A 16,130-nucleotide genomic window follows, 5' to 3' on the forward strand; every position below is an offset into this window, starting at 1 on the left:
TCTCGTCTAGACTACAAAAGTTGTGTATAACTTCACACTGCCATGAACTTCTCTGGGCGTTTCTTGTGGTTGGCTTTGTTATTCGTAACAGCAGGCTGTAACCAAACTCGTGCTTTTTCCGATAATGCCATCAAGCAAGAATCTTCATCTGCGCCCCTGTTAGCACAGAATTCTACACAGTCGAAAAATATCATTCGCACTGAACCGCTTTCGTCACAACCAATTCGCATCAACTTGCAAAATTTACCAGCACCTTTTGCTACCAAAAGTGCCTCGAAGCGACCGGAAGTAGTAGCAATTCCCCAAAATCCAGTGCTACGCGTACCACCAGGATTTAAGGTAAACATCTTTGCTGAAGGTTTAGAAGCACCGCGTTGGTTGGCTTTAACTCCCAATGGTGATGTGCTGGTGACAGAAACTCGACAAAACCGCATTCGCCTATTGCGAGATAGTAATGGCGATGGTGTGGCTGATGTCGGTCAGACATTTGCTAATGCAGACAACGGCTTAAACATTCCCTTTGGGATGGCGTTTGCTGGAAATTATTTCTTTTTGGGTAACACCGATGCAGTTTTACGGTTTCCCTACAGCAAAGGTCAAAAGGAACTATTGGGGACTGGAGAGAAAATTGCAGATCTTCCTGGTGGTGGTTACAACCAACATTGGACAAGGAATGTGGTGGCTGCACCAGATGGCAAAAAGTTGTATGTTTCTGTTGGTTCTCGTTCTAATGCAGATGAGGAAGCTTTACCAAGGGCTTCAGTGCAAGTGATGAATTTGGATGGTTCCGAACAGCAGACTTTCGCCTACGGTTTGCGAAATCCTGTGGGTTTGGATTTTCATCCGGTGACTAAGGAGTTATACACCACTGTAAATGAACGGGATGGTATTGGTGATGATTTGGTTCCTGATTATTTAACTCGAATTCAGCAGGGAGAATTCTATGGCTGGCCTTATGCTTACTTGACACCAAATAACCTTGACCCCCGCCAAAAGACGAATGGCAAAAGTAAACGCCCAGATTTAGTAGCCCGGACTCGTACTCCTGATGTTCTATTTCAAGCCCATTCAGCAGCATTAGGTGTGCAATTTTACGACGGTCATACTTTTCCAGAAAAATATAAAAATGGCTCTTTTGTAGCTTTTCGGGGTTCTTGGAACCGCGATCGCGGTACTGGTTATAAAGTTGTATTTGTCCCTTTTGATACAAAAGGACGACCACAAGGTTATTACGAAGATTTTCTCACAGGATTTTTGTTAGATCCAACTATTCCAACTACTTGGGGGCGACCTGTTGGTTTATTAGTTTTACCTGATGGTAGTTTGTTAGTAACAGAAGAAGCTAATAACCGCATTTATCGTATTCAATATGTAGGGAATCAAAAATAGGCGGATTATTTCTGAAAATGCAACCGCCGATACACGTCGATATACGCCGATGATTTTAAATAAAAATTAGCGTTTATCTGCGGTTCATGTCTATTCCTAATATTAATAATTCTGTAGCAAAATTACCAAATTTGCCTTTATCACCTAACGGTGCAGAGGTGATTTTAGGTAACAGTATTGAACCGCAACAATTAGCTATACCGATAGCACCTAGTTCAATTACAATGTTTGGCCCCCGTGGTGCTTGTTTAGTATCAGAAACCGGGTCATTGTGGGTATCAGATACAGGACATCATCGCTTATTAGGATGGCGAAATTTACCTACAGTAGATAACCAACCAGCGGACTGGGTAATTGGACAACCAGACTTTTATCACGAAGGACAAAATGCTAAAGGTACGCCAGGTAGGACAACGGTTAGTGTACCTACGGGGATTTGTGTTTGTGGTCAAGGTTTAGCGGTAGCTGATGCTTGGAATCACAGAATTTTAATTTGGAAAAATTTACCACAAGATAGCAATGTTCCAGCCGATTTGGTATTAGGACAAACTAATTTTGTTGACAATGAACCAAATCGCGGTACTCAGGAAGCAGATGCAAATACAATGCACTGGCCTTATGGTATTTTCTATCATCAAGGAAAGCTATTTGTTGCAGATACAGGTAATAGAAGGTTGCTAATTTGGCGAGAGTTGCCAACAGAAAATGGTCAACCTGCCGATTTAGTTCTGGGACAACCAGATATGATTTCTCGTAATGAAAATGGCGGTGCTTCTGCAACGGCGGCGAGTATGCGCTGGTGTCATGATATTGCTATTTGGAATGATAATTTAGTTGTCGCTGATGCTGGTAATCATCGCGTGATGATTTGGCAAGGTATACCAACAGAAAATAATGCCCCTTGTGCGGTGGTGTTAGGACAAAAAAGCTTCGATTCTGTAGAAATGAATCAAGGAATTTATTGGCCGAGTGCAAGTAGTTTAAGTATGCCTTATGGAGTGGCGGCGGCTGGGGAATGGTTGGTAGTTGCAGATACTGCTAATTCTCGGTTGCTAGGATGGAAGCAGCCAGAGTCAATATTATCATTGCAGGGTGCGATCGCTTCTGCAATCATTGGACAAAACAGCTTTGAAAGCAAAAGTGAAAACCGCAATTATGGACTCCCGACGCGCGATAGTTTGAATTGGGCTTATGGAGTCAAAATTTGTGGCAAAACAGCGGTAATTGCTGATTCTGGAAATAACCGAATTTTGCTGTGGCGGTTTAACTATGGCGAGTGAAGAAATCAGAGTTCGGGGTACTGTTCAGGGGGTGGGGTTTCGTCCGACTGTCTATCGTCTGGCTAAAGCTTGCGGGTTGCAAGGGGACGTTTGTAACGACGGACAAGGTGTATTAATTCGCGCCTCTGGGAGTGAAGAAGCCTTGGCAGAGTTTGTTGCAAGGTTACAGCAAGAATGTCCACCTTTGGCAAAAATTCAAGAATTAATCAGAACTCCTTGCATAGAAGAGTGTAACTTTGATGATTTTGTAATTTCGCAGAGTGTCAGCAACAAAATCAAAACCGAAATCACTCCAGATGCGGCTACTTGTCCCCAATGTCAAAAAGAAATCTTCGACCCCTTTAGTCGGTTTTACCGTTACCCTTTTACTAACTGTACTCATTGCGGCCCCCGTCTGAGTATTATTCGCGCCATTCCTTATGACAGATGCAATACCAGTATGTCTGCGTTTGTTATGTGTCCTGAATGTGCAAAGGAATACCACAATGTCGAAAACCGCAGATTTCACGCCCAACCTACAGCTTGCCATACTTGCGGCCCCACTGCTTGGTTAGAACGTGCTGATGGTAAACCTGTTACTGCTTCTATGTTTTCGATGATGGATGATGTGGATGCAGTTTGTACATTGTTGCAAAAGGGTGAAATTGTAGCAATTAAAGGTATAGGTGGATTTCATTTAGCTTGTGATGCGACAAATAAAGCGGCTGTGCAAAAACTCCGTCAGCGAAAGAAACGCTATCATAAACCCTTCGCTTTAATGGCAAGAGATTTAACAGTAATTGAAGAGTATTGTATTGTTAATGCGAGAGAAAAAGAACTATTAACCAGCCCCGCCGCACCAATTGTTTTATTACAGAAAAAACTACTAAATAATAATAATACTCAGCACTTTTTTAAAAACACTCAGCACTCAGTACTCAGCACTCAGCACTTTTCTAAAAATACTCAGCACTCAGCACTCAGCACTCAGCACTTTATCGCAGAATCAGTTGCACCAGGGCAAAATACTCTGGGATTCATGTTACCTTATACGCCTTTACATAATTTAATTTTGCGGCGGATGAATCGACCAATTGTGTTAACAAGTGGCAATATTTCAGATGAACCGCAGTGTATTGATAATGATGAGGCGCGAGAAAAGTTAGGCAAGATTGCTGATTATTTTATATTACATAATCGGGATATTATTAACCGAGTCGATGATTCAGTTGTGCGGGTTGTTTGTGAGAAAATCCAAATACTTCGTCGTGCTAGAGGATACTCACCAGCACCCATTAATTTACCCCCAGGATTTGATAAAATACCGCCAATTTTAGCAATGGGTAGTGAGTTAAAAAATACCTTTTGCTTGTTGCGGGATGGTGAGGCTATTTTATCGCAACATTTAGGTTATTTAGAAAATGTGGCTGCGTTTAATGCTTATCACGATACGCTGAATTTATACTTGAATTTATTTGAGCATAAACCAGAAGCGATCGCCATTGATAAACACCCTGAATATCTTTCTAGCAAACTTGGTAAAGAACTCGCCTCTGCAAATCAAATTCCCCTGTATGAAATTCAACATCATCACGCCCACATCGCTGCTTGTATGGCAGAAAATGGTATTTCTTTAAATACATCACCAGTTTTAGGTATTGCTTTTGATGGTTTGGGTTACGGTGAAGATGGTACACTTTGGGGTGGAGAATTTCTCTTAGCTGATTACTGTAAATTTCAGCGACTAGCGACATTTAAACCAGTCCCTATGATTGGTGGTGAACAAGCGATTTATCAACCTTGGCGTAACACCTACGCCCACTTAATATCAGCCAACCTTTGGGATAAATGCCAACAACAATATACTGATTTGGAAATATTAAACTTTCTCCATAAAAAGCCATTAAATTTACTCAATCAACTTATAGAAAAAGGCATTAACTCGCCTCTAGCCTCATCAGTAGGCAGATTATTTGATGCTGTAGCAGCCGCTATTGGTATCTGCACAGAAGAATGTAGCTATGAAGGACAAGCTGCGATCGCCTTAGAAGCGATCGTCGATGTTAACATCTTAAATAATAATGAAGAAAACCTAATTTATCCCTTTAAATTTAGCTTTTCCGATAATATCTATTGTATAGACTCAGCACCAATGTGGGCAGCATTACTCAGTGATTTGCAGCAACGAATTCTTCAACCAGTTATAGCTGCTAAATTTCACAAAAGTTTAGCCGATATCGTAGTCAAGATGGTTAATCATCTGTGTCAAGAATATCAAATTCATCAGGTCGTTTTAACAGGAGGAGTATTTCAAAACTCTATTTTATTCCAGTTAGTTAGTAAACATTTACAAACATCTGGCATTAACGTACTAACTCACAGCCTAGTTCCTGCTAACGACGGCGGTTTATCTCTAGGACAAGCCATTATTACCGCAGCTAAATTAATCAATAATTATTAACCCCTTCCTCTCTGTGGTTCGTTATAAAAGGAAAATACAAATGTGCTTAGGAATTCCCGGACAAATTGTTGAAATAACCGATACTCAAAAAAAATTAGCCATTGTTAATGTTGCTGGCGTTAAACGTCAAGTTAACATTGCTTGTATTGTCGATGAACAACATCCACCCGAAGCTTGTTTGGGAGATTGGGTATTAGTTCACGTTGGTTTTGCGATGAATAGAATTAATGAAGAAGAAGCGGCCGAGACTTTAAAGCTATTAGAGGAAATTGCGGCTATGAGTTAATTTTTTTAATGCAGAGGGGCGCAAAGGTAAACGCAAAGTCACGCAGAGTTTTTTATGAAATACGTTGATGAATTTCGGGAACCGGATAAGGCTGAAGCTTTACGAAAAGAAATTGAAAAAATCAGCCAGCAGCTAAATAAACATATCAAAATTATGGAAGTATGCGGCGGGCATACTCACTCTATTTTTAAATACGGTATTGAAGAAATATTGCCGAATAATATTGAATTAATACACGGGCCTGGTTGTCCAGTTTGTGTGATGCCAAGAGGGAGATTAGATGATGCGATCGCTATGTCCCAACATCCTAACGTTATTTTGGCCACATTTGGCGACACCATGCGTGTTCCCGGTTCCAAAGACAGCCTACTGCAAGCCAAAGCCAAAGGCGCAGATATCCGCATGGTGTACTCGCCCTTAGATAGCTTGCAACTCGCCAAAGATAACCCCGACAAAGAAGTAGTCTTCTTCGCCCTCGGCTTTGAAACCACAGTCCCCAGCACTGCTTTTACCATCCTGCAAGCAGACGCAGAAAACATACGTAACTTTAGTATGTTTTGTAATCATGTATTAGTTATTCCTGCCCTCAAAGCCTTACTAGACAACCCTGATTTGCAACTAGATGGATTTGTCGGCCCTGGTCATGTCAGCATTGTAATTGGTACTGACCCATATCAATTTATTGCCCAACAATATCATAAGCCAATAGTCGTTTCTGGCTTTGAACCATTAGATATTCTCCAGTCAGTTTGGATGCTATTAAAACAACTAGTTGAAAATCGTTGCGAAGTCGAAAATCAATATAACCGACTCGTGCAAAAAGCTGGGAATCAAATAGCACTTAAAGCCATGAATGAAGTTTTTGAAGTGCGGGAAACTTTTGAGTGGCGTGGTTTAGGTGAATTACCCTATTCCGGCTTAAAAATTCGGACTGAATATAGCCAATTTGATGCTGAAGTAAAATTTACCATTCCTAATCAGCAAGTCGCAGATCATAAAGCTTGCAAATGTGGGGAAATTCTCAAAGGTGTTTTAAAACCTTGGGAGTGTAAAGTATTTGGTACAGCTTGCACACCAGAAACACCCATAGGTACTTGCATGGTTTCTTCGGAAGGCGCTTGTGCAGCTTATTACAAATACGGACGCTTCTCTAATTTTAACCATAAAAAATTATCTGCAAAACAAACGGCAACCCTAACTTCATAACCTAATATAAAAGTGAGCAATCCGAACTCTACAAGACAAAAATTTTAGGATTGGAGTAGGAATTTATGCCTTTTGTTACAGTCAAAATTGCCCGTGGTCATTCCATCGAAAAAAAACGGCATCTAGTTGAAGCCATTACTAACGCCCTAGTCACATCTTTAGATACTAAACCAGAGTGGATAACCATTCACATTGATGAATTTGAACGTGAAAATTGGGCTGTTAATGGTATCTTACACTGCGACAGACATCGTGGTAGACACGACGAAACAGGCAGATAAAACTAGTTAGAAGACAGGAGGCAGGACTCAGGAATTAGGAGATATTAATAGTTTTTTAATAAACAACTTTTTATCTCTATCTCCTGTCACCTGTTTACCTATTTATCATAAATTATTTTAATTAAGTCTATATGGATTTAACATCAAACCAACTACAAAATCCTTTGTTTCAAAAAATAGAACAAGTCCGCCGTCGCCAACCTAAAATTCGAGATACTCACATAACTCTCGCACATGGTAGTGGCGGTAAAGCCATGCGTGATTTAATTGATGATATCTTTGTTCGTAGCTTTGATAATCCTATACTTTCTCAATTAGAAGACCAAGCCAGCTTTAATTTAGCTAATCTTTTACAACAGGGAGATAGACTCGCATTCACCACAGATTCTTATGTAGTAGACCCGTTATTTTTCCCTGGTAGTGATATTGGAGAATTAGCAATTAATGGCACAATTAATGATTTAGCAGTTAGCGGCGCAAAACCTTTATATCTCACCTGTAGCGTCATTTTAGAAGAAGGATTACCTGTAGAAACCTTACGCCGTGTAGTCGCAAGTATGCAAGCCGCAGCAAAAAATGCAGGCGTGCAAATTGTCACAGGCGACACAAAAGTAGTTCATCGTGGTGCTGTCGATAAATTATTTATTAATACTGCTGGTATTGGGGTAATTCCCATAGGCGTAAATATTTCAGCACACAATATTCAACCGGGAGATGCCATTATTATTAATGGTGAATTAGGTAATCATGGTACTGCAATTTTAATTGCCCGTGGTGAATTAGCATTAGAAAGCGATATTACAAGTGATTGTCAGCCCTTACATAGTTTAGTAGAAACCATCCTCAACGGTTGCCCCGAAATTCATGCCATGCGGGATGCAACACGCGGCGGTTTAGCCACAGTATTAAATGAATTTGCCATGACATCTAATGTCGGAATTCGCCTGTATGAAGAATCAATTCCTATTAGAGAAGAAGTCAAAGGAGTTTGCGAAATTTTAGGTTTAGACCCATTGTACTTAGCCAACGAAGGTAAATTAGTAGTAGTAGTAAAACAAGATAAAGCCGACAAAGTTTTATCAGTAATGAAAACTCATCCTGCTGGCAAAGATGCTTGTATAGTTGGTGAAGTTATCGCCTCACCTCCTGGCGTTGTCTTTCTCAAAACAGCCTTTGGTGCTGAACGTATCGTAGATATGTTAGTAGGTGACCAATTACCAAGAATTTGTTAAATAGGAGGCAGAAGGTTGACAATAATTAAATATAAAGACTTTCATTAGTTAAGAACACATTCTTGCACCCTTCTTTGCACCTTTGCGTGAGATCAAAAAATTATTTGTTAGTATGCACGAACTAGGAATAACTCAAAATATAGTAGCCATCGTCACCGAACACGCCAAAGGCATGAAAGTGCAAAAAGTAGTCTTAGAAATTGGCAAACTTTCAGCCATTATGCCTGATGCTATCAAATTTTGTTTTGATATTTGCTCAAAAGGTACACTTTTAGAAGATTCCCTATTAGAAATTATCGAAATACCAGGCTTGGCAAAATGCCACCAATGTGGTGCAGAAATTGCCATAGATAAACCATTTGGTGTTTGCACCTGTGGTAGTGTGCAACTTGATTTAATAACTGGTGAAGAACTCAAAATTAAAGAAATAGAGATAGAGGAAATATGTGTGTAACTTGCGGTTGTTCTGATGATGCTGAGGGCAAAATTACAAATCTCGAAACAGGTGAAGTTAATCACCACCATGACCATCATACCCACACCCATACTTTACCCGATGGGACTGTAATTACCCATTCCCACCATCATGATGACGCATCACAAATTCATGCCAAAATTCACGGCACAACCATATCTTTAGAACAAGATATCTTAGCAAAAAATAATTTATTAGCAGCCCAAAACCGTGGATGGTTTAAAGGTCGGAATATTCTTGCCTTAAATTTAATGAGTTCTCCTGGTGCAGGGAAAACAACATTATTAACCCGTACTATTAACGATTTAAAACAGCAATTACCAATTAGTGTAATTGAAGGCGACCAAGAAACAACTAACGATGCTCAAAAAATCAAAGAGACAGGCTGTAAAGTTGTCCAAATCAACACGGGTACAGGCTGTCATTTAGATGCGTCGATGATAGAAAGAGGCTTACAACAACTCAACCCGCCAATAAATTCACTGGTGATGATTGAGAATGTAGGTAATTTAGTTTGTCCTGCTTTATTTGATTTGGGAGAACACCTCAAAGTTGTAATTTTGTCTGTCACGGAGGGAGAAGATAAGCCAATAAAATATCCCCATATGTTCCGCGCTAGTGAGATGATGATTCTTACTAAGATTGATTTATTGCCCTATGTGCAGTTTGATGTGGAACGTTGTATTGAATATGCTAAACAAGTGAACCCGCACATTCAGGTTTTTCAAGTATCTGCAATGACTGGTGAGGGTTTAGATAGTTGGTACAATTGGCTGACGGAAAAAGTAACGAGTTTATCAATGTGAAGTTATGCGGGTAGAAGAAAGTAACTATTTTTTAGGTTCTTTCTAGAACTTTATCTAATCACTGTTGACCTTGCTACTGCTCAAAACTGTATAATTATCTTCCTTCTCCAAGAATAGTCAATATTCCGCACAAATCTGCCGATGGGTTAGTTTGAATTTGCAAGCCTTTCTGGTATTTTTTTTGCGTGGGTGATAAAACTCACATTCTGAAAACTTCAGAGAACTGCCTCCTGGCTAATAGTGTCTACTTCAACTTGCTGATTAGCAATGTAAAATGATAGACTTTCAAGCATGGGAGGCTATCTGTTGATTACTGGTGTTTAGGAAGGTAATAAAAAAGATTTTAACTAATAAAAATATCATTTTTTATATTTCTAAAACTTTAATTAATTTTAATTTTAAGATTAGATAAGCTTTCATAATTAAAAATATATTGCTGAAGAAATAGTTATTTAGGAAAATTTATATATGTGTGCATCTATTACAAATAAGGGATATATAAGTTTAGTCATAAGAGCCTGTAACTATATTAGTTATATTATTGATGACAAGGTAGAAAAACTTGCTTTCATGCAGCCTGGAAATTCCTCTCCTAGGAATATTTAGCCATGAGACTAATGGTATATTCTCACGATGGGTTTGGTCTTGGCAATATTTTAGGAATGTTGGCAATCTGTATTCACTTACTAGATTCAATTGAGGGAATTTCTATTTTAGTCATTTCTGGTTCTCCAATGCTGCATGGCTTTCGTTTACCGAAAAGACTAGATTATATTAAGTTACCTTGCCTGAATCGAGGAAAATCGGGGGAGTTATCTGCTAAATATCTTGGTATGGCAGTTGATGAAACAGTGCAACTTAGGTCAGAGTTAATTTTATCAGCGATCGCCCATTTCAAACCAGATGTATTTCTAGTAGATAAAAAACCCTACGGCATCCGTGATGAATTAAAAACAACTATCGAATATCTCAGAAAAGAATTACCAGAAACAGCCTTAATTTTGCTACTGCGCGATATCTTAGACCATCCAGATGTAACAGTTAAAGAATGGCAAAAGCACGGTTATTACGAAGCCATCCACAAATTTTACGATCGCGTGCTTGTCCTCGGTACTCCAGAAATATTTGATATCTGTCAGGAATATCAACTACCGCTAAAAGTTGCCAGTAAAGTGCAGTTTTGTGGCTACATCCGCAAACAACTAGGACGTAAAACGCCAAACCTGATCCTCAATGAGTTGCAAGTCAGTCCAGAAGAAAAATTGATTCTAGTTACACCTGGAGGTGGTGAAGATGGTTACAGATTAATCGATACTTATTTATCGAGTTTGGCATTATTCCCTACATCTCATCAGCTACGTAGCTTAATTATTTGTGGCCCTGAAATGCCCTTGGAAGAACAAGCCGCACTACACAAAAAAGCCGCGTTATATCCAAAAGTACAGATGGGCGAATTTACAGACGATCTAATTAGCTATATTGCCGCCGCAGATGCCGTAGTCACAATGGGTGGTTACAACACAACTTGTGAAATTCTTTCAGTCGGTAAGCCAGCAGTCGTAGTACCCAGAAATAAACCATCGCAAGAACAATGGATTCGGGCAGAACAACTGGCAAAATTAGGAGTCTTGAGTGCTATTCATCCAGACAATTTAACTCCAGAGAATTAGCTAAGGAAAATAATATCCCGGTAATTAATAGTATCCGGGGTAGCGATTTGCATAAACATATTTTTAATCCTAAAACTCATGGACAGGCAGTTTGGATATTAGAAAACTCCGCATGGGTAACATTTGTGAGTCGAGAATTGCAACAAAGAGCAGTGGCGATCGCTCCTAGCATTCAATTCAAATCCTCAGCTTTTTGGAACTCTATTCAACCCATTGATTTTGCACAATTCACAACACCACCTCTAATTCAAAACTTATCAGGAATTATTATTGGTTCTACAGGAAGATTTCGAGATAAAAAAGGAATTGAATATCTTTTAGATGCCTGTGCAGAAATAGGTCAAGAAGTAAACATAACACTATTACTAATTGGTGATTTTATTGAGCGAGAGCAAGCATATTGGCAACAAGAAATTCGCAATTGTGGTTTGGGCGATCGCTTACATATTACGGGTATTCTCAGCCGAGAAAAAGCACTAGCATATCTACCACACATAGATATTTTCGCCATACCTTCACTACATGATGGTTGCCCTAATGCCCTGCTCGAAGCTATGTTAGCAGGTTGCGCCATTGTCGGTACAAAAGTAGATGCGATCGCGGAAATTCTCGCAGATGGAACAGCCGGTTTACTTGTAGAACCGGGTAATAGTGAGGATTTAGCCAATGCCTTAAGAAAACTAGCAACCAATCCACAACTGCGACAACAGTTAGGTAAAGGTGCAAAACAAAAAGTATTGCAGGAATTAACACCTGTAATTGAAAGCGAGAAATGGCACAATATTTATCAGCAATTTTTATCTCCAATTTCCTCAATTCATATATCAGAAATAAGCATTGTTTAATCTAAAATAAGCCATGAAACTACCAAAAATTACTATTGTTGTAACTCCGCGTGAGCGATTTAGCTTAACTTGCCAAAATTTAGAAAGTATTTATAAATATACAGACTTACCCTTTTCGCTAATTTACGTCGATGGTGGATCACCTAATAAAGTAAAAAAGTATTTAGAAGCTCAAGCGCAAGAAAAAAACTTTAAACTGATTCGTACAGAGCAATATTTATCTCCCAACCAAGCTAGAAATCTGGCTATTCCTCATGTAGACACAGAGTATTTGTTATTTCTGGACAATGATGTAATTGTCAGCCCCAATTGGTTGGATTATTTATTAGAATGCGCCCAGCAAACAAGAGCAACAATTGTTTGTCCTTTAACTTGTATTGGCAACCCACTTCATGAAACCATTCACCTAGCAGGTGGAGAAGCTAGGATTTTGTCAGAAGAAACAGAAACAGGAATTAAGCGCAAAGTTCATGAAAAACATTATTTTGTGAATCGTCCTGTTGCTGATGTCCGCGAAGAGTTGCGTCGTCAGCAATGTGAGTTTGCTGAGTTTCATTGTATGTTGGTTCGCACTAGTATCTTTGACCAAATTGGTTTATTAGATGAAGGTTTGCTGAATACCCGCGAACACATTGACTTTTGCATGAGCGTAACTAATGCAGGCGGGACAGTTTATTGCGAACCTAAATCTGTTGTTACTTATGTGCCAGAGTTACCTTTCAACTGGGCAGATATTTTCTTTTTCTGCTTACGCTGGAGTGATGAATGGGAATTGGCTAGTTTAGAACACTTTTTGCAAAAGTGGAACCTGACAAAACAAGACAAGTATTTTAAGAAGCGGTATAAACGACTTGGTCATCGCAGACATAATGCTTTCCTCAAACCGTTATTGCGTCGTCTCCCATTTGGAGATTCACCTTGGCTAGAACAACAAGCGATCGCTATTGAACGTCATTTTAATCGGCTGTTGACAAGTCGTTATGCCAAAGCTCATTCGCAAGGTAAGATATCACCGCAAATCAAAGATTTTACACGATCGCCGATGGCAATCACTGAACGGGAACTCGTACAACAAGGCAAAAGTAAACAGTAAACATCATGAGCCGTTCAGATTCTAAAAGCATTCGCGCCGCCTTACCAGGATTAGGGCGAATCTTGAAACATTTTGCCCCCCAGCTTCGCAAGCAAAAATGGCTATTAATTTTATCCTTTGGGGCTTTGCTTGCAGAAATTGTTCTGCATTTGCTGGAACCTTGGCCCCTCAAATTCATTTTTGACTACATTTTACTGCCAGATACCAGCCATAAATCACATCATCTACCCTTTGTGGCGGCATTTTCACAACTGAGTCCATCTGTATTGTTGACCAGTTTAGTTGTGAGTATCATAGCGATCGCTGGGTTAGGGGCTGCGGCTGCCTACTTTAGTGTTGTTGGGATGGCACTGGCAGCTACTAATATGCTCACAGAGATTCGTACAGATTTATACAGCCATCTCCAACGGTTATCATTAGCCTTCCACAACAAAGCCAAGACGGGTGATTTAATTACCCGCGTCACCTCCGATATTGAACGCCTGCGAGAAGTGTCAGTGATGGCTGTGTTGCCCTTACTGGCAAATTCTCTAACTCTGGTAGGCATGATTTTAGTCATGTTTTGGATGAATTGGGAATTAGCGTTGATTGCGATCGCTATTTTTCCTTGGTTCCTATTTTCAACAGTGCGGCTGACACACAAAATTCGTCGCGTGGTTAAAATGCAACGTCAAGGCGAGGGAGCAATGGCAGCTACCGCCGCAGAATCTATCAGTGCGATTAAAGTTGTCAAAGCACTCTCCTTGCACGAAATGTTGGAGCGCGTGTTTTTTCATTACAATCGCAAAAGCCTACGAGCTAGTAACAAAGCACAACAACTCTCTGCGGCTTTAGAACGAATGGTGGAATTGCTGGTAGGAGTAGCAACGGCTCTGGTATTATGGCGAGGCGTATATCTGGTATTAGACAGAACTGTAACGCCAGGAGATTTACTGGTGTTTGTCAACTACTTGCGAATTGCCTTCAAACCAATGCGTCAGCTTGCCAAATACACAGGGCAAATTGCCAAAGCAACCGCCTCTGGTGAACGTGTTTTAGATATTTTGAACACAGTCCCAGACATTCAAGATTCACGCGGAGCGATAGAAGCACCACCCTTGCGGGGGGCAATTCGCTTTGATAATGTCAGCTTTGCTTACACTTTAGAGCAAGGTATCTTAAAAAACATTAGCTTTGAAGCTAAACCAGGTCAGCAGGTAGCCTTAGTCGGCCCATCTGGAGGCGGCAAATCTACATTGGTGAGTTTGCTATTAAGATTATACGATCCAATTACAGGCAGGATTTTAATTGATGGTCACGATTTACGCGAATACAAATTACAATCCCTGCGACGGCAAATTAGTATAGTTTTACAAGACAGTATTTTATTTAGTGGTAGTGTTAAAGATAACATCAGCTATGGTCGTTTAGGTGCAAGCTTCCAAGAAATTGAATGGGCTGCTCAACTTGCCAACGCTCACGATTTTATTATGGCGTTGCCCCAAGGCTATGCAACGATTTTAGGTGAACGGGGAGCTACACTTTCTGGTGGACAACGCCAAAGAATTGCGATCGCTCGTGCTGCCATCCGTCATGCTCCCATCATCATTTTAGATGAGCCTACTACAGGGCTTGACAACGAAAATGAACGCGCTGTGAGCGAAGCATTACAAAGGCTCACCTACGGACGCACAACTTTTTTAGTGTCCCACAATTTGAAAACAACACAACAAGCAGACCTAATTCTCTATATAGAAAATGGTCAAATTATCGAACAGGGTAATCACGCAGAACTAATGCAGATGGATGGCCGATATGCAGCAATGTACGGAATCCAAGCTACTAACGATAATAGAAGCAATTCACTTGAAGATTTTTATATCTCGTAATTGCTACAGCACCGTATTGTGCGATCGCCAAAATTACAAATGTGATCGCTGAAATAGAAAATAATTCTGCAAAAGTAACAAATGCGAAATCAAAACCTATGAATGCGATCGCTGCAATAGAAAATAATTTCGCAAAAGCAACAAATGCGAAATCAAAATCTATGAATGTGATTGCTGCAATAGAAAATAATTTCGCAAAAGTAACAAATGCGAAATCAAAATCTATGAATGTGATTGCTGCAATAGAAAATAATTTCGCAAAAGCACCAAATGCGAAATCAAAATCTATGAATGCGACAAATGAATTGCTGAAAAGCTAACCAATCAACTCTTTCTCAATCCAAAATCCAAAATCTAAAATCCAAAATGGTATAACTTTCATCTTCCCCATATAGTGAAATTAGGGAGTGGAGGAAGTTAACCGTGGAATTAGTCACTCGTCAAGGGCAAAAAGCCAGTATTCTCGGTTTAGCAGCACAACCGCAGCTAGACTTTACTTCTATTTCAATAGCTTTTGCAGCCGGAATTAATTATTTTTTCTTTTATAGTCTAGAGTATGACAACTTCCTCAATGGACTCAAACCCCTCCTAGCAGCCAACCGCGAACAGGTTTTAGTTGCCACCGGCAGCGAAAATAGAGATATCAATTCTTTACGCCGTTACCTCGACTCTGTGCGCCAGCGTCTTGATGTTGATAGCGTAGATGTGTTTTTTGTGGAATATGTTTTTCCTGGTGATGATAGCAAACAAATTCAGGCAGTGCTTGAGGAATTGCGATCGCAACAGCAAAAAGGAAGAATACGCTATGTAGGAGTTACCACCCATAATCGAGCGATCGCGTTAGAGATGATACAGTACCAGCAGTGTGATGTGTTAATGCATCGTTATAATATGGCACACCGCAAAGCCGAAGCAGATGTTTTACCTAACGCCTACAAAGCGGGTATTCCTTTAGTTGCATTTACTTGTACACGCTGGGGTTCACTACTTACCAAGCATCCCAACTGGCAAATGCAACCACCGACAGCAGCAGACTGCTACCGTTATGTACTACGTAATCCAGCAGTAAGCCTAGCACTTACCGCCCCAAAAACTCAGCAGCAATTAAAAGAAAACCTCAAAATTCTGCACACTCCGCCACTCTCCCCTGAAGAAGTAGCTAAGTGGCAACAATATGGCGATTTAGTTTATGGAACTGGCCAAGATGCCTTTGATACTCAGTGGGCTTAATTATGGATGAGAGGGCAACCTACGCCTAC

At 40.1% G+C, this 16,130-nt stretch carries 15 protein-coding genes; all 15 read left to right on the forward strand.

Features of this window, described 5'->3' with window-relative positions; genetic code table 11:
• The first annotated feature begins 42 nt into the window (after nt 1-42).
• The 15 genes from ACMX3D_RS27385 (at nt 43) to ACMX3D_RS27455 (ending at nt 16,101) form a co-directional block, all read left to right on the forward strand.
• Nucleotides 43-1,389: a PQQ-dependent sugar dehydrogenase gene (locus tag ACMX3D_RS27385; protein WP_482748921.1), complete on the forward strand. Its 1,347-nt coding sequence runs from the start codon at nt 43-45 to the stop codon at nt 1,387-1,389.
• Nucleotides 1,390-1,475: 86 nt separating this feature from the next.
• Nucleotides 1,476-2,669, forward strand: a complete 1,194-nt coding sequence (locus tag ACMX3D_RS27390) for an NHL repeat-containing protein (protein WP_482748922.1) — start codon at nt 1,476-1,478, stop codon at nt 2,667-2,669.
• Entirely contained in the window at nt 2,659-5,109 is a 2,451-nt protein-coding gene (locus ACMX3D_RS27395; protein WP_482748923.1) for a carbamoyltransferase HypF, read from the forward strand. The genes ACMX3D_RS27390 and ACMX3D_RS27395 overlap by 11 nt, the downstream gene beginning before the upstream one ends.
• A 40-nt stretch (nt 5,110-5,149) precedes the next feature.
• Nucleotides 5,150-5,395, forward strand: a complete 246-nt coding sequence (locus ACMX3D_RS27400) for a HypC/HybG/HupF family hydrogenase formation chaperone (protein ID WP_482748924.1) — start codon at nt 5,150-5,152, stop codon at nt 5,393-5,395.
• 54 nt (nt 5,396-5,449) lie between these two features.
• Nucleotides 5,450-6,601: a hydrogenase formation protein HypD gene (hypD, locus tag ACMX3D_RS27405; protein ID WP_482748925.1), complete on the forward strand. Its 1,152-nt coding sequence runs from the start codon at nt 5,450-5,452 to the stop codon at nt 6,599-6,601.
• Nucleotides 6,602-6,666: 65 nt separating this feature from the next.
• Nucleotides 6,667-6,882 carry a tautomerase family protein gene (locus tag ACMX3D_RS27410; RefSeq protein ID WP_015111665.1) on the forward strand — a complete coding sequence of 72 codons (216 nt, stop codon included), beginning with the start codon at nt 6,667-6,669 and terminating at the stop codon, nt 6,880-6,882.
• Between the two features lie 131 nt (nt 6,883-7,013).
• On the forward strand, nt 7,014-8,114 hold the full coding sequence (gene hypE, locus ACMX3D_RS27415; protein WP_482748926.1) for a hydrogenase expression/formation protein HypE: 1,101 nt from the start codon (nt 7,014-7,016) through the stop codon (nt 8,112-8,114).
• A gap of 112 nt (nt 8,115-8,226) precedes the next feature.
• The gene (locus ACMX3D_RS27420) at nt 8,227-8,568 is read left to right on the forward strand and encodes a hydrogenase maturation nickel metallochaperone HypA/HybF (RefSeq protein WP_482748927.1); all 342 of its coding nucleotides are present in this window, start codon (nt 8,227-8,229) and stop codon (nt 8,566-8,568) included.
• A complete protein-coding gene (gene hypB, locus ACMX3D_RS27425) occupies nt 8,559-9,395 on the forward strand; it encodes a hydrogenase nickel incorporation protein HypB (protein ID WP_482748928.1) in 837 nt (278 codons plus the stop codon). The genes ACMX3D_RS27420 and hypB overlap by 10 nt, the downstream gene beginning before the upstream one ends.
• A 608-nt stretch (nt 9,396-10,003) precedes the next feature.
• On the forward strand, nt 10,004-11,065 hold the full coding sequence (locus tag ACMX3D_RS27430) for a glycosyltransferase family protein (RefSeq protein WP_482748929.1): 1,062 nt from the start codon (nt 10,004-10,006) through the stop codon (nt 11,063-11,065).
• Nucleotides 10,987-11,910, forward strand: a complete 924-nt coding sequence (locus ACMX3D_RS27435) for a glycosyltransferase (protein ID WP_482748930.1) — start codon at nt 10,987-10,989, stop codon at nt 11,908-11,910. The genes ACMX3D_RS27430 and ACMX3D_RS27435 overlap by 79 nt, the downstream gene beginning before the upstream one ends.
• Nucleotides 11,911-11,923: 13 nt before the next feature.
• A complete protein-coding gene (locus ACMX3D_RS27440) occupies nt 11,924-13,003 on the forward strand; it encodes a glycosyltransferase family 2 protein (protein WP_482748931.1) in 1,080 nt (359 codons plus the stop codon).
• Nucleotides 13,004-13,008: 5 nt separating this feature from the next.
• Nucleotides 13,009-14,871, forward strand: a complete 1,863-nt coding sequence (locus tag ACMX3D_RS27445; protein WP_482748932.1) for an ABC transporter ATP-binding protein — start codon at nt 13,009-13,011, stop codon at nt 14,869-14,871.
• A gap of 41 nt (nt 14,872-14,912) precedes the next feature.
• Entirely contained in the window at nt 14,913-15,191 is a 279-nt protein-coding gene (locus ACMX3D_RS27450) for a hypothetical protein (protein ID WP_482748933.1), read from the forward strand.
• A 103-nt stretch (nt 15,192-15,294) separates the two neighbouring features.
• On the forward strand, nt 15,295-16,101 hold the full coding sequence (locus ACMX3D_RS27455) for an aldo/keto reductase (RefSeq protein ID WP_482748934.1): 807 nt from the start codon (nt 15,295-15,297) through the stop codon (nt 16,099-16,101).
• Nucleotides 16,102-16,130: the final 29 nt, after the last annotated feature.

The organism is Anabaena sp. TISTR 8404 (genome assembly GCF_056847745.1).

Coding starts and splice junctions, on each gene's coding strand:
- ACMX3D_RS27385 (WP_482748921.1), top strand. CDS start 43: ATGAACTTCTCTGGGCGTTTCTTGTGGTTGGCTTTGTTATTCGTAACA.
- ACMX3D_RS27390 (WP_482748922.1), top strand. CDS start 1,476: ATGTCTATTCCTAATATTAATAATTCTGTAGCAAAATTACCAAATTTG.
- ACMX3D_RS27395 (WP_482748923.1), top strand. CDS start 2,659: ATGGCGAGTGAAGAAATCAGAGTTCGGGGTACTGTTCAGGGGGTGGGG.
- ACMX3D_RS27400 (WP_482748924.1), top strand. CDS start 5,150: ATGTGCTTAGGAATTCCCGGACAAATTGTTGAAATAACCGATACTCAA.
- hypD (WP_482748925.1), top strand. CDS start 5,450: ATGAAATACGTTGATGAATTTCGGGAACCGGATAAGGCTGAAGCTTTA.
- ACMX3D_RS27410 (WP_015111665.1), top strand. CDS start 6,667: ATGCCTTTTGTTACAGTCAAAATTGCCCGTGGTCATTCCATCGAAAAA.
- hypE (WP_482748926.1), top strand. CDS start 7,014: ATGGATTTAACATCAAACCAACTACAAAATCCTTTGTTTCAAAAAATA.
- ACMX3D_RS27420 (WP_482748927.1), top strand. CDS start 8,227: ATGCACGAACTAGGAATAACTCAAAATATAGTAGCCATCGTCACCGAA.
- hypB (WP_482748928.1), top strand. CDS start 8,559: ATGTGTGTAACTTGCGGTTGTTCTGATGATGCTGAGGGCAAAATTACA.
- ACMX3D_RS27430 (WP_482748929.1), top strand. CDS start 10,004: ATGAGACTAATGGTATATTCTCACGATGGGTTTGGTCTTGGCAATATT.
- ACMX3D_RS27435 (WP_482748930.1), top strand. CDS start 10,987: ATGGATTCGGGCAGAACAACTGGCAAAATTAGGAGTCTTGAGTGCTAT.
- ACMX3D_RS27440 (WP_482748931.1), top strand. CDS start 11,924: ATGAAACTACCAAAAATTACTATTGTTGTAACTCCGCGTGAGCGATTT.
- ACMX3D_RS27445 (WP_482748932.1), top strand. CDS start 13,009: ATGAGCCGTTCAGATTCTAAAAGCATTCGCGCCGCCTTACCAGGATTA.